This is a genomic window from Hydrogenophaga sp. H7 (assembly GCF_002025745.1).
GTDB classification, from domain to species: domain Bacteria; phylum Pseudomonadota; class Gammaproteobacteria; order Burkholderiales; family Burkholderiaceae_C; genus Hydrogenophaga; species Hydrogenophaga pseudoflava.
This window is the reverse complement of the sequence record NZ_MCIC01000020.1, coordinates 34,777-56,973: the sequence shown is the minus strand read 5'-3', so window position 1 is coordinate 56,973 and position 22,197 is coordinate 34,777. Positions and strand designations below refer to the sequence as shown.

At 69.5% G+C, this 22,197-nt stretch carries 17 protein-coding genes; 3 read left to right on the top strand and 14 right to left on the bottom strand.

From position 1 onward, the window contains the following. Positions 1–2 precede the first annotated feature (2 nt). Entirely contained in the window at positions 3–1,616 is a 1,614-nt protein-coding gene (gene dacB, locus BC358_RS21015) for a D-alanyl-D-alanine carboxypeptidase/D-alanyl-D-alanine-endopeptidase (protein WP_079367340.1), read from the top strand. Positions 1,617–1,634: 18 nt separating this feature from the next. On the opposite strand, the gene BC358_RS21010 is transcribed toward dacB, so the two are convergent. The 4 genes from BC358_RS21010 to purE all read right to left on the bottom strand — a co-directional run bounded on the left by BC358_RS21010 (position 1,635) and on the right by purE (position 4,733). Continuing rightward, complete coding sequence (locus BC358_RS21010) at positions 1,635–1,880, bottom strand: hypothetical protein (protein WP_143434395.1); 246 nt, start codon at positions 1,878–1,880, stop codon at positions 1,635–1,637. Between the two features lie 108 nt (positions 1,881–1,988). Then, on the bottom strand, positions 1,989–2,993 hold the full coding sequence (locus tag BC358_RS21005) for an L-threonylcarbamoyladenylate synthase (protein ID WP_079367436.1): 1,005 nt from the start codon (positions 2,991–2,993) through the stop codon (positions 1,989–1,991). Between the two features lie 11 nt (positions 2,994–3,004). Continuing rightward, positions 3,005–4,240 (bottom strand): 5-(carboxyamino)imidazole ribonucleotide synthase, encoded by a 1,236-nt coding sequence (locus BC358_RS21000; RefSeq protein WP_079367338.1) that lies wholly within the window; start codon positions 4,238–4,240, stop codon positions 3,005–3,007. A 4-nt stretch (positions 4,241–4,244) separates the two neighbouring features. Further along, positions 4,245–4,733: a 5-(carboxyamino)imidazole ribonucleotide mutase gene (purE, locus tag BC358_RS20995; protein WP_066157005.1), complete on the bottom strand. Its 489-nt coding sequence runs from the start codon at positions 4,731–4,733 to the stop codon at positions 4,245–4,247. A 153-nt stretch (positions 4,734–4,886) separates the two neighbouring features. Between purE and trxA the strand changes: the two genes are divergently transcribed. Further along, on the top strand, positions 4,887–5,855 hold the full coding sequence (gene trxA / locus BC358_RS20990) for a thioredoxin (protein ID WP_066157008.1): 969 nt from the start codon (positions 4,887–4,889) through the stop codon (positions 5,853–5,855). Positions 5,856–5,861: 6 nt separating this feature from the next. On the opposite strand, the gene BC358_RS20985 is transcribed toward trxA, so the two are convergent. Continuing rightward, the gene (locus BC358_RS20985) at positions 5,862–6,830 is read right to left on the bottom strand and encodes a tripartite tricarboxylate transporter substrate binding protein (RefSeq protein WP_079367337.1); all 969 of its coding nucleotides are present in this window, start codon (positions 6,828–6,830) and stop codon (positions 5,862–5,864) included. Between the two features lie 57 nt (positions 6,831–6,887). Beyond that, complete coding sequence (locus BC358_RS20980; protein WP_079367336.1) at positions 6,888–7,817, bottom strand: dihydrodipicolinate synthase family protein; 930 nt, start codon at positions 7,815–7,817, stop codon at positions 6,888–6,890. A gap of 177 nt (positions 7,818–7,994) precedes the next feature. On the opposite strand from BC358_RS20980, the gene BC358_RS20975 reads away from it, so the two are divergent. After that, complete coding sequence (locus tag BC358_RS20975) at positions 7,995–8,954, top strand: LysR family transcriptional regulator (protein ID WP_079367335.1); 960 nt, start codon at positions 7,995–7,997, stop codon at positions 8,952–8,954. Here the strand turns inward: BC358_RS20975 and mgrA are convergent. The 8 genes from mgrA to BC358_RS20935 form a co-directional block, all read right to left on the bottom strand. Beyond that, positions 8,914–9,954 carry an L-glyceraldehyde 3-phosphate reductase gene (gene mgrA / locus BC358_RS20970; RefSeq protein ID WP_079367334.1) on the bottom strand — a complete coding sequence of 347 codons (1,041 nt, stop codon included), beginning with the start codon at positions 9,952–9,954 and terminating at the stop codon, positions 8,914–8,916. The two genes, BC358_RS20975 and mgrA, sit on opposite strands and share 41 nt — an antisense overlap. A gap of 107 nt (positions 9,955–10,061) precedes the next feature. Continuing rightward, positions 10,062–10,970: a phosphoribosylaminoimidazolesuccinocarboxamide synthase gene (locus BC358_RS20965; protein WP_079367333.1), complete on the bottom strand. Its 909-nt coding sequence runs from the start codon at positions 10,968–10,970 to the stop codon at positions 10,062–10,064. Between the two features lie 105 nt (positions 10,971–11,075). Continuing rightward, positions 11,076–12,140 (bottom strand): class II fructose-bisphosphate aldolase, encoded by a 1,065-nt coding sequence (gene fba / locus BC358_RS20960; RefSeq protein WP_066157026.1) that lies wholly within the window; start codon positions 12,138–12,140, stop codon positions 11,076–11,078. An 85-nt stretch (positions 12,141–12,225) separates the two neighbouring features. Next, positions 12,226–13,659 (bottom strand): pyruvate kinase, encoded by a 1,434-nt coding sequence (gene pyk / locus BC358_RS20955; RefSeq protein ID WP_079367332.1) that lies wholly within the window; start codon positions 13,657–13,659, stop codon positions 12,226–12,228. A 47-nt stretch (positions 13,660–13,706) separates the two neighbouring features. Next, the gene (locus BC358_RS20950) at positions 13,707–14,927 is read right to left on the bottom strand and encodes a hypothetical protein (RefSeq protein WP_079367331.1); all 1,221 of its coding nucleotides are present in this window, start codon (positions 14,925–14,927) and stop codon (positions 13,707–13,709) included. A gap of 2 nt (positions 14,928–14,929) precedes the next feature. Beyond that, entirely contained in the window at positions 14,930–16,333 is a 1,404-nt protein-coding gene (locus BC358_RS20945; RefSeq protein ID WP_079367330.1) for an MBOAT family protein, read from the bottom strand. Then, positions 16,330–20,742 (bottom strand): class I SAM-dependent methyltransferase, encoded by a 4,413-nt coding sequence (locus BC358_RS20940; RefSeq protein ID WP_179130115.1) that lies wholly within the window; start codon positions 20,740–20,742, stop codon positions 16,330–16,332. The genes BC358_RS20945 and BC358_RS20940 overlap by 4 nt, the downstream gene beginning before the upstream one ends. Beyond that, positions 20,729–22,195, bottom strand: coding sequence for a methyltransferase domain-containing protein (locus BC358_RS20935; RefSeq protein ID WP_079367328.1), 1,467 nt, complete (start codon positions 22,193–22,195; stop codon positions 20,729–20,731). The genes BC358_RS20940 and BC358_RS20935 overlap by 14 nt, the downstream gene beginning before the upstream one ends. Positions 22,196–22,197 lie beyond the last annotated feature (2 nt).

The window sequence follows — 22,197 nt, the reverse complement described above, 5'->3', positions numbered from 1 at the left end:
CCATGCGACACCCCCTGCACGCTGCCCTGCTGACCGGCCTGCTGCTGACCGCCAGCGGCGGTGCGCTTGCGCAGGTGGAGGAACAGGAGCTGTCGGCCGGCGAGCTGCGCCTCACCCCCGAAACGGGTCTGCATGCCCCCGGCGCACCGTCCACCGCCGCAGCTTCCGCACTGCCGCGCGCCGCGGCGCTTCCGCCCCCCGTGCAGACCGGCCTGCCGCCGTCGGTGCTGGCGGCGCTGCAGCGCGCCCAGGTGCCCGCGGCGGCCATGTCGGCCCTGGTGCTGCCGGTCGGTGGCCCCGGTGCCGCCCGGGTGCGCTTCAACACCGAACAGCCGGTCAACCCGGCCTCGGTGATGAAGCTGGTGACCACCTACGCCGCGATGGACCTGCTCGGCCCCGATTTCACCTGGTCGACCCGCTTCTACACCGACGGCGTGGTGGACCGGGGCACGCTGCGCGGCAACCTCTACATCAAGGGCGGCGGCGACCCCAAGCTGGTGCTCGAACGCATCCAGGGCGCCTTCCAGGCGCTGCAGAACCTGGGGGTGGTGGTCGTGCTGGGCGACATGGTGCTGGACAACAGCGCCTTCGACCTGCCACCGCGCGACCCCGGCGCCTTCGACGGCGAGGCGCTGCGGCCCTACAACGCCGGGCCCGACGCGCTGCTGGTGAACTTCAAGTCGGTGGTGCTCAAGTTCTTTCCCGACCCGGCCGCCGGCGTGGCGCGGGTGTTCAGCGAACCGCCCATGGCGGGGCTGGCGGTGGACGCCACGCTGCCGCTCACCCGCAGCGGTGGCTGCGGCGACTGGCGCGGCGCCATCGGTGCCCGCTTCGACGACGTCAACGCGATCCGCTTCACCGGCCGCTACCCGGCCGGCTGCGGCGACAAGGAGTGGCCGGTGGCCTACCAGGACCCGGCCAGCTACGCGGCGCGCGCGCTCGAAGGCCTGTGGCGCAACAGCGGCGGCGCGCTCACCGGCAAGGTGGTCATGGGCGCCACCCCGGCCCGCGCCCGCCTGCTGCACGAGGCCCTGTCGCTGCCGCTGTCGGAGATCATTGCGGACGTCAACCAGTGGAGCAACAACGTGATGGCGCAGCAGCTGTTCCTCACGCTGGGGCAGCTGGCGCCCGCGCGGGTGGATTCGATGACCGTGCCGCGCGGCCGGCTCACGCCCGAACGCCAGGGCCGGCTGGAGCGCTCGCGCGAGATCGTCGCGCGCTGGTGGAGAACCACCTTCGGCATCCGCCACACCGTGCCGGTGATGGAAAACGGCTCCGGCCTCTCGCGCATCGAGCGCATCACGCCCGAGGCCCTGGGCGATCTGCTGCAGCACGCGGCCCGCCACCCCCGCGGCGCGACCTTCGTCCAGTCGCTGTCGGTGGCCGGGGTCAAGGGCACGGCGGCCCGCGTCGGCCGGGAGCCGGGCAGCCCGGCCTATGGCAACGCCTGGCTCAAGACCGGCACGCTGCGCGACGTGACCGGCATCGCCGGCTATGTGAACGCGGGCAACGGTGGTCGTTACGTGGTGGTCGGGTTCATCAACCACCCGAACGCCATGGCGGCACGCCCGGCGCTCGACACCCTGGTCGAGTGGACCGCCTCCCTGCCCGACTGAAGCCGCCGCGGGTGGGGTTCAGCCCAGCCACCAGACCAGTGCGGGCACGACACACACCGCCAGCACCACCAGCCCGATGCCCAGCCGGCGGTGGTCACGGCGGGCGATCAGCGCGCGCGCCTTGCGGCGGTTGAGCGCAGCCAGCAGCAGGTCGTCGTCGCCGGTCTCGGCCTGCATGGTGCTGTAGTACTGGTGTCTCGTAGCGTCGTTGATGGCCAGACGGTCGTCGCTGACGCTCTGGAAAGCGAAGTGGTTGCGGTTCACGGCGGGCTCGCAGGTGGTTCGGCGGACGAAGGTGCAGGCGCCCTGACGGGCATCCTGCAAGGGCTATCGGCCGGCCGCCGCCGAACTTGAGGGAAAGATTCGCCCGCGTCAGGCCGCGGCGCGCTGCAACCGGTCGCGAACGCCGTCCCACTCGGCGCCTTCGGGCGGCGTCTCGACCCAGATCAGCTTCACGCCGGTGGCGTCCAGCTCGCGCAGCACCGCGAACAGCTCCTGCGCGCAGGCGGCGGCATCCGCCGGCATGCGGCGCTGCGCCACGGCGCGCGCGGCCCGCTGTGTGGTGCGGGTGTACACGGCGATGTGCTTCGCGTCCTGGCCCAGTACGTCCAGCGCGGCCTGGATCTGCTCGCCCGACATCAGCCGCACCTTGGCGCGCGGCGCGTAGTGCGACTCCAGCGTGCCCGAGGCACGGGGCGCCGCCTCGTCGCGCTCGCGCAGGGGCTGACCGCAGGCGGCCTCGATCTGCGCCGGCGTGAGCATGCCCGGTCGCAGCAGCACCGGGTGCCCGCGCGAGCAGTCCACGATGGTCGATTCGATGCCCACCGGGCAGGCGCCGCCGTCGAGGATGAGCAGTTGTTCGTCGCCCAGCTCGGCGAACTCCTCGGCCACGTGCGCGGCCGTGGTCGGGCTGACACGGCCGAAGCGGTTGGCGCTGGGCGCCGCCACGCCCAGCACGCCATGGGCGCGCGCGGCTTTGAGCAGCGACTGCGCCACCGGGTGCGCCGGACAGCGCACGCCCACCGAGTCCTGGCCACCGGCCGCCACCGCGGCCACCTCGGGCCGGCGCGGCAGGATCAGGGTCAGCGGGCCGGGCCAGAAGGCGGCCATCAGCGCCACGGCGAAGTCCGGCACGCTGTGCGCCAGCGGCGCCACCGCCGCGCGCCAGTCGCCAGCTTCGGCCGGGGGGATGTGCACGATCAGCGGGTGGTCGCTGGGCCGGCCCTTGGCGGTGAAGATGCGGCTCACCGCGCTGGCGTTGCCGGCGTCCGCCGCCAGGCCGTAGACGGTTTCGGTCGGCATGCCCACCAGGCCGCCCGCGACCAGGCGCAACGCGGCCTGCTCGATGGCCGCCGGGTCGCTGGCGTTCAGGGTCAGGGGCACGGGATTCAGTCCAGCGCGGGCAGGCCGAGCAGGGCGAGGACTTTGGAAGCCGTCTCGCGCACCTGCACCACCGAGTCGCCGGTGATGTTCAGGTGGCCCATCTTGCGGCCCGGGCGGGCGCTGAGCTTGCCGTACAGGTGCAGATGGGTGCCCGGCAGCGCCAGCACCTGCGCCCAGGGCGGTGCCACCGGCTGTTCGCTGGCGGCACTGCGCACACCATTGGGGTTGAACCAGAGGTCGCCCAGCAGGTTGACCATGATGGCGGGGCTGTGCTGGCGCGGCACGGGCAGCGGCAGGCCGGCCAGGGTGCGCACCTGCGCCTCGAACTGGGACATGTCGCAGGCGTTCTGCGTGTAGTGGCCGCTGTTGTGCGGCCGCGGCGCCATCTCGTTGACGATCAGGTCGCTGCCGCCCTGGCCGTTGTCGACCACGAAGTACTCGACGCAGAGCACGCCAACGTAGTTCAGGTGGTTCGCAATCGCCACCGTGCTGGCCTGCGCGCGCGCCGCCAGCTCGGCCGGCACCGCGCCCTCATACACCTCGGTCAGCGCCAGGATGCCGTCGCGGTGGGTGTTCTTCTGCACCGGGAAGGCGACCACCTGGCCGTCGGCGCCGCGCGCCACGATGACCGAGCACTCGCTTTGCAGCGGCATCAGCTTTTCCAGCACGCAGGGCACCCGGCCCAGCTGCTCCCAGGCGGCGGCGAGTTCTTCGCGGTTCTTCACGCGGATCTGGCCCTTGCCGTCGTACCCCAGGCGCGCGGTCTTGATGATGCCGGGCAGCAGGTCGGCCGGCACCGCGGCCAGCAGCTCGGGCGTTTCGATGGCGGCGTAGGGCGCGGGGTAGACGCCGCTGACGGGACCGCACTGGACGAAATGCGCCTTTTCCTGGATGCGGTCCTGCGCCACGGCCACGCAATTGGCCGACGGTGCCACCGGGCGGTGCGCGCCCAGGGTGATGAGCGCGGGCGCCGGCACGTTCTCGAACTCGGTGGTGATGGCGTCGCAGCGCTGCATCAGCTGGGCCAGGCCCTGCTCGTCGTCGTAGGGCGTCTCGATATGGAAGTGCGCCACCAGGCCGGCCGGGCTGGCCGGATCGGGGTCCAGCACCGCGGTGAAGTAGCCCATGGCCTGCGCGGCCTGCACAAACATGCGGCCCAGCTGGCCGCCGCCCATCACGCCCAAGGTCATCTGTTGGCCACGGTCTGACAGGGCGCCGGGCAGGAGGGGTTTGAGGCTCATGGGATCAGACAGGCAGGGTCATGTTGCGGGCCGCTTCGGTCTGCTCGGCGCGGAAGGCCAGCAGCCACTGGCGCAGCGCCGGGTCTTCGTTGGCCAGCAGCGCCACGGCGAACAGCGCCGCGTTGGCGGCACCGGCGGGGCCGATGGCGAAGGTTGCGACCGGCACGCCCTTGGGCATCTGCACGATGGAGTGCAGCGAATCCACGCCCGACAGCGCCTTGGACATCACCGGCACGCCCAGCACCGGCACCACCGTCTTGGCGGCGATCATGCCCGGCAGGTGGGCGGCGCCACCGGCGCCGGCGATGATGGCCTTCAGACCCCGGCCAGCGGCGGCTTCGGCGTAGGCGAACATGTCGTCGGGCATGCGGTGGGCCGAAACCACGCGCGCCTCGTGCGCAATGCCGAAGTCTTTGAGGATCTGCACGGCGTGCTGCATGGTGTCCCAGTCGCTGCTGGAACCCATGACGACGCCAACCAGGGGTGTGCTCATGGGGAAGGCTCTCGTGCGCGCCGGGCGGGCGCTGTTGGAAGGGGACTCGGGTGAAGCCGGAGCCCGCGGGCGGGCGGCTCCGGTAAAGTGCGGATTTTACGTTTCGCGCCACGCCGGCCGCCACGTCCCGCCCCCACACCACCGCTGCACGCCATGATCAACGTCACCGTCGCCAACTTCGAAGCCGAGGTCATCGAAGCCTCCATGCACACCCCGGTGCTGGTCGATTTCTGGGCCACCTGGTGCGGCCCCTGCAAGGTCATCGGCCCCATCCTGGAGAAGGTCGAGGCCGAGTACGGCGGCCGCTTCAAGCTGGTCAAGATCGACTCGGACCAGGAGCAGCAGCTGGCCGCGGCCTTCGGCATCCGCAGCATCCCGACCTGCGTGCTGCTCATGAACGGCCAGCCCGTCGACGGCTTCATGGGCGCCCTGCCCGAGGGCCAGATCAAGGCCTTCCTGGACAAGCACCTGCCCAGCGAGGACGAGCTGGCCGCCCTGGCCGAGGCCGACGAGGCACAGCAGATGCTGGCCAACGGCGCCGATGAGGCCGAGGCCGGCTCCGCGCTGGAGAAGCTGGCCCAGGCCGTGGCCCAGGCGCCCGACAACGACGACTTGCGTTTCGAACTGATCCGCCAGTGCATCAGCCACGGCCTGTTCGAACAGGCCGCCGGGGCGCTGGCGCCCGCGCTCTCGCGCATCCCCGTGCCGCTGCGCTTCGACGCCCTGGCCCAGTGGCTCAACGCACTGGAATTTGTCGGAACCGACCCGCGCGGGCAGTGGCCGCTGGAGAAGTTCGACGAGCTGATCGGCCAGAACAAGCGCGACTTCGAGACCCGCTTCGCCAAGAGCCGCGTGCTGATCGCCATGGGCGAATGGCCGGCCGCGCTCGAAGAGCTGCTGGAGATCATCATGCGCGACAAGAAGTGGGACGACGAGGCCCCGCGCAAGACCTACGTCGGTCTGCTCGAACTCATGACCCCGCCCAAGCCCAAGGCCGACCCGGCCGCTGCAGGCAAGAGCGCCGGCGGCATCGAGCTGGCGGGCAAGGCGGCGGTGCAGGAAGACCCGCAGGCGCAGCTGGTCTCGCAGTACCGGCGCAAGCTCAGCATGGCGCTGAACTGAGCCGCCTCACTCAGGCTTGAAGCCAGCCCCCTTGAGCAGCTCGGCGCTGCGGGTCACGTCGGCGGCCACGTACTTGCGGAACTGCTCGGTGCTCTCCTGCACCGGCTCGATCCCCAGGGTGTCGAGGGCGCCCGATTTCGCCAGCTGGTCCACCGCCTTGTTGACAGCCTTGTTCAGCAGCTGCACCCGGTCTTCCGGCGTGCCCTTGGGCGCCCAGACGCCGTACCAGGACTCGTAGACCATGCCGGGATAGCCGCTTTCGGCCGCGGTGGGCACGTCCGGCGCCACCTTGCTGCGGCGCGCCATGGTGGTGGCGATGGCCTTGACCTTGCCGCTCTTCGCCATGGCCTGGATCGAAATGATGGAATCCATCAGCAACTGCACATGGCCGCCAGCCACGTCGGCCAGCGCCGGGGCGGTGCCCTTGTACGGCGTCATGGTCAGTTTGAGGCTGCCCTGCTGGGCCAGCAGCAGCGTCGCCAGGTGGCTGGGCGCACCCAGGGCCGGCACGGCGGCGGTCCACTTGTCGGGTTGCGCACGTGCGGCGTCCAGCACCTCCTTCAGGTTCTTCTGCGGTGCGCCGGGCGGGATCACCAGCATCAGCGGCGCCTCACCCACACGTGCCACGGGCGCGAAGTCGGCCTGCGGGTCGTAGGGCGGGTTGGCCAGCACCTGCCTGGCCAGCACGTGGGTGGCGGCCGAGAACAGCAGGGTCATGCCATCGGGCGTGGCCATCTGCACCGCCTTGCCACCGATGGTGCCGCTGGCGCCGGCCTTGTTCTCGACGATCACCGACACGCCCAGGTCGGTCTGCAGCTGCCGGCCCAGCAGGCGCGCCGCCTGGTCCACCCCGCCGCCTGCGGCAAAGGGAACGACCAGTTTGAGCGTGCCCGACGGGAACTGGCCCTGCGCCTGCACCGGCGCCGTCAGCGACAGCCCCAGCGCCAGGGCGGCCATCCAGATCTTGGTCTTCATGCTTCTTGTCTCCACGGGTGGATGGTAGGCGCGCCGGCCCGGCGCGCCTGAGGGGTCTCACTGCGCCAGGCCCAGGCCAGCGGCGCGCATGGCGGCGGCAATTTCGTGCTCGGCGCCTTCGGCCAGCGGCAGCAGCGGGCTGCGCACCGTGGCGTGCTCAAGGATGCCGCGCGCCACCAGTGCCCACTTCAGCGCCACCGAACCCTCCATGTGCGAGCCGCGGTGGTAGACGTTGGCGGTCACCGGCAACAGGCGGTCGTGCAGTTCGCGCGCCTTCTTGTAGTCCTTGGCCTTGCCGGCCTTGATCATCTCGACCAGCGGCTCGGGCGCGATGCAGCCATAGCCCACCAGCGCGCCGTCCACGTCGAACATGGTGTGCAGCAGGTACTCGTCGTGGCAGGTCAGGATCTGCAGGTCCGGACGCTCGGCGCGGATGACCGGGATCTCGCGGTCCCAGCGCTTCATGTTGCGCACGCCGTTCTTCATGGCGAACACGCCGGGCAGGGCAGCGATGTCCAGCTGCGTCTGCAGGTCGTAGGTGCACTTGGTCGCGTCGGGGTACTGGAACAGGATCAGCGGCAGGCCGCTGGCCTCGTAGATGGCCTTGTACTTGTCCTGCGGTGCGCCCTTCTGGTAGCCGAAGCGCAGCCAGCCGTGCGAGGGATAGACCAGGCCGGCGGCAGCGCCTGCCTCCACGGCGCGCCGGGCTTCGGCGGCCGCCACCTGGGTGCCTTCGAGCGTGATGCCGGCGATGATGGGCAGCTTGTCGTCCACCGCCTTGCGGAAGGCTTCGATCACCTTGAACTGCTCGTCGCGTTCGAGGAAGGTGCCCTCGCCGGCGTGGCCAAGCACGGTCAGGCTCTTGACGCCGTCCACGCTGGCCAGCCAGCGGCCCAGGCGCTGGATGGCCGCGTAGTCGACGGCGCCGTCGCGGGTGAAGGGGGTCACGGGGGCGGGGTTCAGGCCGCGCAGATCAGGAGCTTTCATGGCATTTCCTCAGCAAGGGGTTCGTTCGGCACAGCCGCCGTGCTTTCTGCCCGGTGACCGCCTGGGCGGCGGGGCCCTGCAGGTCCGCCGCCGTGAAACGGACTGTCGGCCAAGGCAACCCATAGCGGAACTGTCTGACGGTACATTTCAGACATACGTTTTCTGCATGTCACGTCCATGAATCCTTTGCTCTGGAAACTGTTCCTCGACGCCGCCGAAACCGGCAGCCTGAGCAGGGTCGCGCTGCTGCACGGCACCAGCCAGCCGCATGTGAGCCGGCAGATCGCCGAGCTGGAGCAGCGGTGCGGCGGGCGCCTGTTCGAGCGCACCGGCCGGGGTGTCGCACTCACGGCCTTCGGCCAGCGCATCGCGCCCAAGGTGCGGGTCTGGCTGAGCAGCACCGAGCAGCTGGAGAACGACGTCCGCGCCACCGCCGGCCAGACCATGGGCCGCGTGCGCCTGGGCACCATCCCGTCGCTGGCCCACCCCTTCGTGAGCACGCTGTTCACCCGCCTGCGCCAGCAGCACCCACTGGTGCAGCTGAGCGTGCGCGAAGGCCAGGGCGCGCAGCTGGAGACCTGGCTGGAGGACGGCAGCCTGGACCTGGCCCTGCTGTTCCGCCACGGCCAGCCCAACGGCAGCGACGCGCTGTCGCTGGCCGAGGCGCAGACCTACCTCGTCGGCCCGGAGGGCGACGCGGTGACCGCGAAACCGACGGTGAAGTTCAGGGCGCTGGACGGCCTGCCGCTGGTGGCCTTCTGCCGCCCCAGCAGCTGGCGCGACCAGCTGGAGCAGGTGGCGCGCCAGCGCGGCGTGCAGCTCAACGTGGTGCTGGAGGCCGACTCGCTGGCGCTGCAGCTGGGCATCGCCTCGCAGGGCGGCGCCTACGCGCTGCTGGGGTCCTACGCCATCGACGTGGCGCGCAGCCAGCACCGCTTCCAGGCCGCGCGCCTGGTGGACCCGCCCATCGTGCGCCACATCGCGCTGGCGCTGGCACGCACCGGCCCGCTCAGCCCGGCCACCCGCGCGGTGATGCAGGAGTCGCTGGCGCTCGCCCAGGAAATGTCGCTGGACCCCGCCCGGGCGGCGCCCGGCGTCACAGCCGCTGGTCGGTCGAAGGCTTCTTCCAGAGGTTGAGGCCGCCGTCCACCGCGTGCTGGTCGATGGCGGCGAGTTCGTCGGCGCCGAAGTGCAGGTTCTGCAGCGCGCCGACCAGCTCGGTGATCTGCTCGGGCTTGCTGGCGCCGATCAGCGCCGAGCTCATGCCCGGATGGCGCAGCACCCAGGCCACGGCCATCTGCGCCAGGCTCTGGCCGCGCGCCTGCGCCATGTCGTTGAGTGCGCGCACATGGACCAGGTTCTGTTCGCTCAGGTGTTCCTGCTTGAACGATCCGCCCCCGGGGCGGTGGATGCGCGCATCCTGCGGCACGCCGTTCAGGTACTTGTTCGTCAGCAGGCCCTGCGCCAGCGGGCTGAAGGCGATGCAGCCCATGCCCTCGGCCTGCAAGGTGTCGAGCAGCGCCTCCTCGACCCAGCGGTTGAGCAGGCTGTAGGACGGCTGGTGAATCAGCAGCGGCACGCCCATCTGCCGCAGGATGGCCGCGGCCTCGCGCGTCTTGCCGGCCGAGTAGCTGGAAATGCCCACGTACAGCGCCTTGCCCTGCTGCACCGCCGTGGCCAGCGCGCCCATGGTTTCTTCGAGCGGGGTGTCGGGGTCGAAGCGGTGCGAATAGAAGATGTCCACGTAGTCCAGCCCCATGCGCTTCAGGCTCTGGTCCAGGCTGGCCAGCACGTACTTGCGCGAGCCACCGCCCTGTCCGTATGGGCCGGGCCACATGTCGTAGCCGGCCTTGCTGGAGATGATGAGCTCGTCGCGGTAGGGCCGGAAATCGCGCCGCAGGTGTTCACCGAAATTGGTCTCGGCGCTGCCGGCGGGCGGGCCGTAGTTGTTGGCCAGATCGAAGTGGGTGATGCCGGCGTCGAAAGCGGTGCGCAGCATGGCTCGCTGCGTTTCCATCGGCGTGGTGTCGCCGAAGTTGTGCCACAGGCCGAGGGTGATGCTGGGCAGTTTGAGACCGCTGCGGCCAACGGTGCGGTAGGGCATGCGCTCGTAGCGCTGGGAGTGGGCGGTGTACATGGTGCGTCTCCTGGTGTTCGGTGACCGCACTCTACCCAGTAACGTCCCGGTCGCCGGCGCCACCGGCCGAACAACCCTTCGCCCCCGCCCGGGCGGACTCCCGCAAGTCAGCCCATCAGACGCGTCAGCGCTTCCTGGTACTTGGCGGCCGTCTTCTCGATCACCTCGCGCGGCAGGCGCGGTGCGGGGGGGGCCTTGTCCCAGGGCTGGCCGTTGACCTTGGCGGTCTCCAGCCAGTCGCGCAGGAACTGCTTGTCGAAGCTGGGGGGGTTGCTGCCCACGGCGTACTGGTCGGCCGGCCAGTAACGCGAGGAGTCGGGCGTCAGCACCTCGTCCATCAGCACCACGGTGCCGTTCTTGTCCAGGCCGAACTCGAACTTGGTGTCGGCAATGATGATGCCCTTCTTCAGCGCGATCTCGGCCGCGGCCTTGTACATGGCAATGGCCTTGTCGCGGATCTGCGCGGCGATGTCGGCACCGACCATCTCCACCGTCTTCTCGTAGGTGATGTTCTCGTCGTGCTCGCCCATCTCGGCCTTGGCGGCCGGGGTGTAGATCGGCTCGGGCAGCTTGGACGCGTTCTGCAGGCCTTCGGGCAGTGGCACACCGCAGACCGAGCGGCTTTCCTGGTATTCCTTCCAGCCACTGCCGGCCAGGTAGCCGCGCACCACGGCCTCGACCGGGATGGGCTTGAGGCGCTGCACCAGCATCGAACGGCCCTTGACCAGGTCCGCCTCGTCGGCCGAGACCACGCTCTCGGGCGCCTCACCGGTCAGGTGGATGGGGCAGATGGCCAGGCCCTTGGGGCCGAGCTGGTCGAACCAGAACAGGCTGAGCGTGGTCAGCAGTTCGCCCTTGCCGGGGATCGGCTCGCCCATGATCACGTCGAAGGCGCTGATGCGGTCGGACGCCACCATCAGGATGCGGTCGTCGCCCACGGCGTAGTTGTCGCGCACCTTGCCGCGTGCGAGCAGGGGCAGGGACTTGAGGGCGGAGGTGTGCAGGGCGGTGCTCATGATCGGTCGCGGAGAAAGTGACAGACAAGAAAAAAGCCCGGTGACCGAACAGTCAACGGGCTTTGAACCATTCCGGCGGATTATCGCAGGTCGGTCCCGGCGGGATCAGACCACCTTCTGAGCCAGCTCGCCGCTGGCGTAACGGGCGGCCATCACGGAGAGCGTCTCGCCCTTGATCTTGGCGCCCTGGCCTTCGCAGCCGAATTCCAGATAGCGCTGCTTGCACACCGCCTTGGCCGCTTCGCGGGCGGGTTTGAGCCATTCGCGGGCGTCGAACTTCTCGGGGTTCTCGGCCATGAACTTGCGCACCGCGCCGGTCATGGCCATGCGGATGTCGGTGTCGATGTTGATCTTGCGCACGCCGTGCTTGATGGCTTCCTGGATCTCGGCCACCGGCACGCCGTAGGTTTCCTTCATCGCGCCGCCGTACTGGTTGATGATGGCGCGCAATTCCTGCGGCACCGACGACGAACCGTGCATCACCAGGTGGGTGTTGGGGATGCGGGCGTGGATTTCCTTCACGCGGCTGATGGCCAGGATGTCGCCGGTGGGCGGGCGGCTGAACTTGTAGGCGCCGTGGCTGGTGCCGATGGCGATCGCCAGCGCGTCCAGCTGGGTGGCCTTGACGAACTGGGCGGCCTCTTCGGGGTCGGTCAGCATCTGGGAATGGTCCAGCTTGCCTTCGGCGCCAATGCCGTCTTCCTCGCCGGCATCACCGGTTTCCAGGTTGCCCAGGCAGCCGAGTTCGCCTTCCACGGTCACGCCGGTCTTGTGGGCCAATTCGACCACCTTGCGGGTCACGTCGACGTTGTAGTCGAAGCTGGCCGGGGTCTTGCCGTCTTCCATCAGCGAGCCGTCCATCATCACCGAGCCGAAACCCAGCCCGATGGCGCCTTCGCAGACCTTGAGGCTGGTGCCGTGGTCCTGGTGCATCACCATCGGGATGTGCGGGTACATCTCGGCGGCGGCCTGGATCAGGTGCTTGATGAAGGCTTCCCCGGCGTATTTGCGGGCGCCGGCCGAGGCCTGCAGGATGACGGGTGCGCCGACCTCGTCGGCCGCGGCCATGACGGCCTGCACCTGCTCCAGGTTGTTGACGTTGAACGCCGGAATGCCGTAGCCGTTGGCCGCAGCGTGGTCGAGCAGTTCGCGCATGGAAACGAGCGCCATGAGGATCCCCTAGTCAAAGTTGGTAACCGGTCTGTAACTCCAGGGATTTTAAGGCGCCCGGCCTTGCGTGCCGATGACAGGCGGTTCAGGCCGCCCGGCAGATCTTCAGCGTGTTGGTGCCGCCCGGCGTGCCCATGGGCTCGCCCACGGTGATGGCGTAGACGTCGCCCTTCTGCATCACGCCGCGCGCCTTCAGGTCGGCCTCGGCCTCGGCCAGCGCGGTGTCGCGGTCGGCGCTGGTGTCCACCAGCAGTGGCCGCACATTGCGGTAGAGCGTCATCTTGCGCTGCGAGGACAGCTTGGACGTGACCGCATAGATCGGCATGCGCACGCTGTGGCGGCTCATCCAGAGCGCGGTCGAGCCCGACTCGGTCAGCGCCACGATGGCCTTGGCCTTGAGGTGGTGCGCGGTGAACAGCGCGCCCATGGCGATGGCCTGGTCGATGCGGGTGAAGGTCGCTCCCACGAAGTCGTCTTCCAGCGGGTCGTGGTCGGTCTTCTCGGCCTCCTGGCAGATGGCGGCCATCTGCTGCACGGTCTCCAGCGGGTACTTGCCGGCCGCTGTCTCGGCGCTGAGCATCACGGCGTCGGTGCCGTCAAGAACAGCGTTGGCCACGTCGCTCACCTCGGCGCGCGTGGGCACCGGGTTGACGATCATGGACTCCATCATCTGTGTCGCGGTGATGACCACCTTGTCCATCTTGCGCGCCATCAGGATCATGCGCTTCTGCAGGCCCGGCACCGCCGCGTTGCCCACCTCCACCGCCAGGTCACCGCGCGCCACCATGATGCCGTCGGACACCTTGAGGATGTTTTCCAGTTCCGGGATGGCCTCGGCGCGCTCGATCTTGGCGATCAGGCCCGGCTTGTGGTTGTACTGCGCCGCGGCCATGTTGCACAGCTGGCGCGCCAGTTCCATGTCGGTTGCGTTCTTGGGGAAGCTCACGGCCACGTAGTCGGCCATCAGGCTCATGGCGGTCTTGATGTCCTCCATGTCCTTGGCGGTCAGCGCGGGCGCGGTCAGGCCGCCACCCTGCTTGTTGATGCCCTTGTTGTTGGACAGCTCGCCGCCGAGCTTGACCGTGGTGTGCACGGCATCGCCGACCACCTTGTCCACCGTCATCACGATCAGGCCGTCGTTGAGCAGCAGGGTGTCGCCGGCCTTCACGTCGCGCGGCAGCTCCTTGTAGTCCAGGCCCACACCGGCGATGTCGCCCGGCTCGGTGCGCGAGGCGTCGAGCACGAAGGGCTGGCCGGGTTCGAGCATCACCTTGCCTTCGGCGAACTTGCCGACGCGGATCTTGGGGCCCTGCAGGTCGGCCATGATGCCCACCTCGCGGCCGGCGCGCTTGGCGGCGGCGCGCACGAGGTTGGCGCGGTCGATGTGGTCCTGCGCCTTGCCGTGCGAGAAGTTCAGCCGAACGACGTTGACGCCGGACCGGATCATGGCCTCAAGCAGGGCGGGATCGCTGGACGCAGGGCCGAGGGTGGCGACGATTTTGGTGGCGCGCTGGGGCATGTGACGTGTCTCCGTTGTAACTTGGTTTCAATTGTCCATGAAACGGGTTACTGGGTGGGTACAGGTTCCAGCAGCTCCCGGACCCGCGCCAGATACCGGGCCTGGTCGGCCAGCACCGTGCCTTCGTTGTACACGTGCAGCAACACGTCGGGCCGGAACTGGTCGATCACGACCGACCGCACATGCCGGCGCTGCGCCGGACTGAGCCGGGACAGGTGGTTCATCGACAGGTACCAGACCTCGGCGAAATAGCGCGCCAGGGGTTCGGTGATGTTGTCGCCAAAGGAGTCGCCGATGATGACCAGCGTGGGCCGGCGCTGTCCCGCGGGCAGTTGCCAGGCCGACCGCACACGGGCGACCTGGAACAGCAGGGCGGCCTCGGCGGCGAACTCGGGGAAGCAGGCGGCGTCGTTGTGGCACACCAGCACCCGCCCGTCCGGATAGACAGGGACGAAGGTGGTGTCACGGCGCGCCACGCCGGGCGCCAATGCCCGCAGGTCGAACTCGGTCTCCCGCGGCTCCAGGGCCACGTCATAGCGGCGCGACAGACCCCACTGGCCTTGTGCCAGCCAGTCGGCGGCGACGGCCGCACCGTGAAAGTCCCAATGCAGGTTCCAGGGACGGTAGACCGGGTCCACCCCATCGACCTGGCGCATCGCATCAATGGGGTAGAACAGCCGGCCTGCGGTCTCGGGCTTCTGCGCCAGCCGGTCAACCAGGGATTCGGCCGGCGGCTGACCACCGGCGCATTCCTCCTGCAACCAGCGGGGCAGCAAACGAGGCCGCAGACGCGACTTGTCGGGGGCCATCATCAGGTAGCTCCGGGGCAGATCGGCATGGGTCGCGGCCAGCAGTTCCGCAACCCGCTGACCGACCACAGGCAGCTCAATGCGCTCGGCCCCGCACATCACCCGCAGCGCGTTGCCCGGAGTGTCGCCGAACACGCTGTAGAACACCTCGCCCGCCTGACCGGGGACCAGGTCGGCGGACAGGAAATCACCGAACACCTGGTGGCGCCAACGGTGGCTGGCCTCCAGCAGTTCGCCACGCAGGCCGAAATGGTCGCGCATCCAGGCCTGCATCCGCGCCGGCCAGGTGCTCACTTCATCCAGGGTGCCGGGCCAGCCCGGCGCCGGTGCGAGTGTCCGGTTTTCCAGCGGTGCCTCGTGCGGCGGCCGGAACAGGTGCACCAGCAGCGGCGTCAGCAGCAGGGCGCACCAAAGTGGCAGCACCAGGGCATTTGCGCGGCGGGTCGGCAGGGCCTTCATGCTCAGAAGCGGAAGTAGAGGAAGGGGTTGTGGCTGCCGGACGCCAGGCTCGTGGCACCGAGGACCAGCACCAGCGTGAGAAAGACCCAGCGCACCGGGGCCCAGCGCGGGCGCACGAAATGCCGCCCACCGAACCAGCGCGAGAGGGGCAGCATCGATGAGAAGGCCAGCAACAGGACCAGCACCGTGTATCCGTCCAGGAAGCGGCCCGGGTGCATCGCACCTGCGGTGGCGGACGACCAGCCGGCCATGGCGGCATAGACCGTCCCGACCTGTGCGAAGTCCTCGGCGCGGAACATGGCCACGCCCGTCGTGAAGGCCAGCCAGGCGTAGATCTGCTGGCACACGCGGGGCCAGCGCGCCGTGATCCGGCCCAGCCCCAGCCGCTCCAGCACGATGAGTCCGCCGTTGTAGAGCCCCCAGCAGACGAAATTCCAGCCGGCCCCGTGCCACAGGCCGCAGAGCCCGAACACGATGAGGATGTTGGCGATGGTGCGGCCCCCGCCGCGGCGGCTGCCCCCCAGCGGGGTGTACACGTAGTCGCGCAGCCAGGACGAGAGGCTGATGTGCCAGCGGCGCCAGAACTCGCGCACCGACAGCGCGTGGAACGGGAAACGGAAATTGCGGGGAAACGAGAAGCCCAGCAGCAGCGCCAGTCCGAGCGCCATGTGGGAATAGCCCGAGAAGTCCAGGTACACCTGGAACGCGTAGGCGATCGCGCCCAGCCAGGCCAGTGCGGTGGTCAGCGCATGGCTGTCGAGCTGGTAGATCGCGTCGACCACGGTGCCCAGCGGGTTGGCCAGCAGCAGCTTCTGCCCCAGACCGATGATGAGCAGCTCCATGCCGAAGCGCAGGCGGGCCACGGTCCAGTGGCGCCGGATCAGCTGCCGCCGGATGGCGGCGTACCGGACGATGGGACCGGCCAGCAGGTGAGGGAACAGCAGGATGTAGTTGGTCAGCCGGGAGAGCTTGCGTTCGACCGGCAACTGGCCGCGGTAAATGTCGACCAGATAGGACATGGCGTGGAAGGTGAAGAACGAGATGCCCACCGGCAGGACGGGCACCGACCCGGGCTCGATGGACACCTGCCAGCCCAGGTCGTGCAGGGTGTCGGCCAGGAAACCGAGGTACTTGAAGGCCACGAGCAGCGAGAGCTGGAACAGCAGCGACACCACCAGCACCCAGCGCTGGCGGTCCCGGCGGTCTGCCTCGCGGCCGAGCGCGAGGCCGCCGAGGTAGCACCCGGCCAGCGACGCCGCCAGCACCCATGCGTTCCGGAGTTCACCCCAGGCATAGAACACGGCGCTGCCCACCAGCAACACCGCGTTGTGGCGGCCCGAGACCTGGTAGACCAGCAGGAATATCGGCAGGAAGTAGAAGAGGAACTCGACGGAACTGAAGATCATTCGTCGTGCGGCCGAACCGCCGTCAGCACGGCGAAGTCGGAGCCGATCTGACCTTCGGCCATGAGCCGGTCCTCGAGCGCGAAGAAGCGGTCGAGGTGGGCCATGTCTTCGGCACTGGACTCGCTGAAGTTCTGCGCGATGTCGCTCAGCCCGATGTGCAGCAGGGCCCCGCCCAGGTCGCGCCGGTCCAGCACGCGGAAGTGCTTCTCCAGCGTGGGGATGATCTGCGAGGAACGGATCGCCTCGGACGGATCGCAGGCGATCACGTCGGCCGCACGCGGACGCTCCCGGGGCCCCCGCACCACGCCGTTGGGCAGGCGGTGGTAGCGCTCGGGAAGGGTCTGCAGGAAGCCGTTCATGTGGGACAGCTGGGCATCGGTCCACTGGAAGCGGTCGGGCCCGACGTACTCGTGCAGATGGAAGATGCCGCCCGGGCGCAGCGCCCGCCGGACCATGCGGAACAGGCGGCCCAGGTCGTTGACGTGGTGGATCGACTGGAAGCCGACCACCAGGTCGCAGGACGCTTCGGGCAGCTCCAGCCGCTCCAGGTCGGCCACGTGGTAGTGCAGCTGGTCCAGCCCCATGTCGGCGGCCCGTGCGCGCGCACCGGCAATCGCGCCTTCGGCGATGTCGTAACCATCGATCCGGCTGGCCAGCCCGATCTGCGCGAAACCGCGCTCCAGGGCCCCGAACCCGCAGCCCAGGCTGACCAGGCGCGGCACAGGGAGGCTCCAGCCCAGACGGGTCAGCGTGTCCTTCAGATGGATGTACACATCCGTGCCTTCTTGGCCGGTGGCCTTGTGGTGGAGGCGTGCCATGACCCTCGGATGCGCCATCCAGTTCATGCCCTGGATGTCCTGACGCTGCGACGGTGACACGCTCCAGGCCTCCGACACGCGCGCCTGTTCATTCCCGGGCGCCAGATCGACCGGCCGGCCCGACGACTCACACGCTTCGCGCAGCACGGCCCGCACCGTCGCGTCAAACGCCTGCGGAGCGCAGTCCCGCTCCACGGCCGCCAGCGCCGCCTGGCGGGTCTTCTGCCACAGGGCGGCATCGAAGTAGAGCCGCGCGCAGGCCTGGGCGAAGTCCTCGGCGCTGTCCGCACCCAGCAGGGCACCCTGCCCGGCCCAGCCGAGCTGCGTCGCCACCAGTCCGCTGGCCACCACCGGCACGCCCTGCGCCGCCGCCTCCTGGACCTTGAGGGGGATGCCGGCCGCAAAGCGGGTGGGCGCGATGAACACGCGGGCCTGTTCATAGAAGTGCCGGATGTCCTCGACACGGCCATGGAACACCACCCGCGGTCCGCCCAGCGCCTGCTGGAGGCTCTCGCACGGGCTGCCCACGAGGTGGAGCACATAGCCTTCGCCGATCAGCTGGTCCAGCCGGGGCATGACCTCGCGCACGAACCAGCACACCGAATCGGCGTTGGGCGAACCCTCCTCCGCCAACCGGCCGACAAACAGCAGGTGGCGCCGCTCGCTGTGACCCTGGGGCGTGGGCTGCGCGGCAATGCCGTTGCCCAGCACCCGCACGTCCTGGCAGCCCGCCTGGCGGAACCGCTCGGCTTCGGCCTCGCTCACGGCGAAGACGTGGCGGGCCGCCTCGGCCAGCTGCAGTTCGCGGGTCAGCGCAGCCGCACCGTCTTCCTCCGGTGCCGGCTCGCCCAGCACCTGGGTACGCAGCGTTTCGCGGGTGGCGAAAATCGCCTCGGCGTCGTAGACCAGCGCGGTGCCGGGCAGGAAGGCGGGTACCTCCCGGCAGGCGCGGAGAAAGCAGTCCATGTTGTGCGGCCGGCTGACGATCACCGCGTCGTAGTAGCCGCAGCGCTCGCGCAGGAAGTCGGCCAGCCCGTCGATGCCTCGACCGGCCATGATCTCCACCTCGCGCGGCAGCACCTCATAAGCCTCCACCAGGTCGACCTGCGGGCAGGTCAGCGGGTAATGGCTGACGAAGGCACCGGCTTCGTGCAGGCTGTGGACGAGCTGGCGCGCCCGCGGGAAACCAGAGCCCAGCGACGGGACGGGGATGCGGTCGTCGATCAGCAGCACGCGCGGCTGCGTGGACGGGCGCTGGCGTGCCTCGATGGCGCGCGTTCCGTGGGGCCGGTGCTCCCGGGCCAGCACCTGGGCGTGGCGGTCGACGAAGACCGCCCGGTGCGCCTGCATGAGCCCCACCGCGGTCTGCTCACTCTCCGAACTGCCGAACTCGTAGTGCAGGATCTCGACCTGCGGCTCGTACACCACGGTGTGTCCGGCCTGGTGCAGGCGCATGCAGAAGTCGGTCTCTTCGTAGTAGGCCGGCGCGTACGCCGGATCGAACCCGCCCAGCGCCTCGAAAAGAGCGCGCCGCACCATGAGGAAGGCCCCCGAGCAGTAGTCCACCTCGCGACGGAACTGGAACGCGGCATCGTCCGGGTCCTCGCCCCGGCCGTATCCCGAGCAACTGCCATCGGCCCAGACGATGCTGCCCGCCTCCTGGAGGCGGCCGTTCATCAGCACCACCTTGCCGCCCACCGCACCGACGCGCCCCCGGCCGTCGAGCAGGGCCAGCGCCGCCCGGATCGATCCGGGTTTGAGCTGGGCATCGTTGTTGAGGAACAGCAGGTGCTCACCCCGGGCGTGGGTGGCCCCCAGGTTGGCCGCGCGCAGGAAATGCAGGTTCTCGTTCTGAGCCAGCACCCGGGCGCCGCGCACCCTGGCCAGCAGGGTGGCGGTGGCATCGGTGGATGCGTTGTCGATCAGGAGCACCTCGCAAGGGGCCTCGATCGCCTCCACCAGCGACGCCAGGCACTTGAACGTCAGTTCGGCCTGGTTGTGCAGCACCACGACGATGGAGACGCGGGGTGTTTCTGCGGTGGGCAAGTGCAGCTCGTGCCCGTCCTGCAGAAACCGCGCGAGCTCGTCCTGGCTGCGCTGGCGGAACGCCAGCTTGGCATCTTGCACCGCCGCGGGCGGCTCGATGGCCACGACCGGGGCCGGGGCAGACGTGGCCGGCCACGGCCGGTCCAGCGGCCTGAGGGGGAAGCCACGGTCCTCGTGTCGGCCGTGGACCTCGAAGTGGTACAGCGCATTGAGTCCGGCCTGCGCCACATCCGGGTGGGCCTCCAGATAGGCCCGGGTGGAGAACCAGGGCCCGGGGTCCCGGCCTTCCGACAGGCCGCCGAACAGCGCGTAGTGCACGGCGGCGTCGACCCCGGCGTCGGCCACATCGGCGTGGGCCGCCAGGTACCAGGCCGCGTCGAAGAATGCCGAGCGGCGCACGGTGTCGATCACCGGCTGCTGCGGGTCCGGTGGCTCGCGCCGGCCCAGCCGCCGCTGCATCCGCTGCAGGACGCCCGGCCTGTCGGCGGCAGGCCCTCGCTCCGGTGGCGCGAGCAGCGTGGACAGCAGCTGGCGCAAAGCGGGCTCGGCGGTCTCCAGGGTCTGGGCCAGCGCGCGCTGCTGCAGCGTCAGGGTGGCGATGGTCTGGCGTGCTTCGGTCAGGCCATGCTCCACCAGCGCACGCTCCTGGCGCGCGGTTCTCATCTCCCCTTCCAGCCGGGCCAGCTTGCGCAGCGAGGCATCCCGCTCGCCAGCGTCCTGGCGCTGCGCCCGGTCGCGCTCGCTGCTCACCTGGGCGCGCGCAGCGACCAGGGCGTCGACCTGCAGCGCGAAGGAACGCTCCATCTCACGTTCATTGGCGTGGCCAAGCCAGCGGGCGCCCGCCGCGGCGAAGCGCTCCCGGATGGCGACGCCTTGTGCCGTCGATGCGGCGTTGCACAGCTGCGCGACAGCCGCCGGCATGGCCCGCCCGGGCGCCACCACGCCCAGGCCGTTGCCGTGCAGGAATTCGAAGTGGGGATGGCGGCCCGCCAGCTCGCTGAAGAAGCGGTGCACGCCGAAGTCGTCGCGGCGCACATTGGTGTCGTGGAACAGGACCACGGCGCGCTCGGACAGCTTGGGCCGCCAGGTTTCGTAGTCGTGCCGCACGGCTTCGTAGGTGTGGAAGCCGTCGATGTGCAGCAGGTCGATCGAGCCGTCGGCAAAGTGCCCGACGGCGGTGTCGAAGTCGGCCCGGATGAGTTCGGAGAACCCGCCGTAGTGGGCATCGTTGAAGGCCTGGACGTCGCGGTAGACGGCCTCGTCGAAAAAACCGGCATGTGCGTCGCCCTGCCAGCTGTCCACCGCGAAGCAGCGGGTGGGCAGACGGTGCTGCAGCACGGCGTCGCAGAAGGCGGCATAGGACACGCCATGGTGGGTGCCCAGTTCCACCAGCAGTCGCGGTTCGGTCGCCTGGACGATCCAGAACGCAAAAGGCACATGACCCCACCAACCGCTGGGTTTGCCCAGGCGCCGGGGTGTCCGGAAAAGGCTGTCCAGCGCAGGTGAGAGCAGTGGCTCCAGCAGGCTGGCGTCAGAATTGTGCATCGGGGTTCCTTGGTGTCGGTTGCTGCGGCGGCCAGGCGCGCCGCGCCACGACGGTGAACATCGGGACCATGGCGCCGTCGACATCCCGCTTCTGGTGGTGGATGCTGAGCCGCGCGTCGGGAAATCCCAGCAGCCCCAGGGACTGGATGACAAAGGCGGGCGTCAGTGCCCACCAAGTGTGCACCTGCGGGATCGCGGGGTCCGCCAGCAGGCGGCAGACCGGCAGATCCCCGAGGTTGGCGTCGTACACCTCGGTGACGATGAGGGTGTCGCTGACCCGGCGCGCCAGCTGCTCCATGACCGAGAACGGCGAACGGCAGTGCAGCAGCACCGAGGCCAGCAGGCCGATGTCGAATGGCCCCTCCGATTCGGGCAGGGCGTCCAGATGCGCCACGATCAGCCGGACCCGGGAGGCGCGGGCATGGTGCAGGTACTGGAACGACTGGCGCACGCCCGTGATGACGTGGGCAAACTCCTGGCGCCAGCCGGCAACGTCGAAACCGGGCACGGGGGCCACATCCCAGAGGTGCTCCATGGGCGGCTCCAACGCCGTGACCCGGGCGCCCGCGGCCTCCATGTGAAAGCTCAGGAAGCCGCTGGCCGGCCCCACTTCGAGCACCGAGCGCCCCGCGAAGTCGACACCGCCGAGATACGCATCCACGTTCGGGCGCAGGTCCCATTCCCCCTTCACCGACTCGCCGCCGGGAAGGTCCACCGAGTGGTAGAAGCGGCACTGCGACAGCGCGGGCGGTTCCGCCACTGCGGGTGCCACTGGTGTGGCGGGCCGGGTGGCCGGCGCCGGCATGGCGACGCGCAGCGCCGCCGCTTCAGGAAGAGGTGCCGGATCGGACAGGCCCTGGACCAGGCTGCGGTGCTGCAGCCAGCGCTTGAGCGCGCTCTTGAGGTTCCACCAGGGGCCATGGTCGGGCTTGCGGCAGACCAGCACGGAGTCGTGCCAGACATCGCTGCCGTCGTCATGGCCCGCGTCCTGCCACTGGGTCTTCACCTGAACGGGATCGAGCTGGGCAAAGCGGGCCAGGGACTCCATGCCGTCGGGGTAGAACCGCCAGCAATCCACCGGGTACCGGTGCTCCGGCCCGCTGGACGGCGCAATGACGATGCACAGGCCGCCCGGCCTGAGCACGCGGGCCACCTCGAGCATGGTGATCCACACGTAGCGGATGTGTTCGAAGGCCTGCCCGGACACCAGCACATCGACCGAGCCGCTGGCCACCTCGCGCCACGTGTAGGGCGTCTTGAGCACCAGGTCCACGTTGTCGCCGGGCACCATGTCCAGCCCGGTGTAGCGCCAGTTCGGGGAATCGAACAGGTCGCGGTACGAACCGTTCACGTCCTGGCTGCCCAAGTCGTGGATGACCAGCGGCTCCCCGCGACGCGCGCCCAGGTACTGTTCAACAAAAAGGCGCATCTTGTCGCGGGAACTCGTGTGCATGG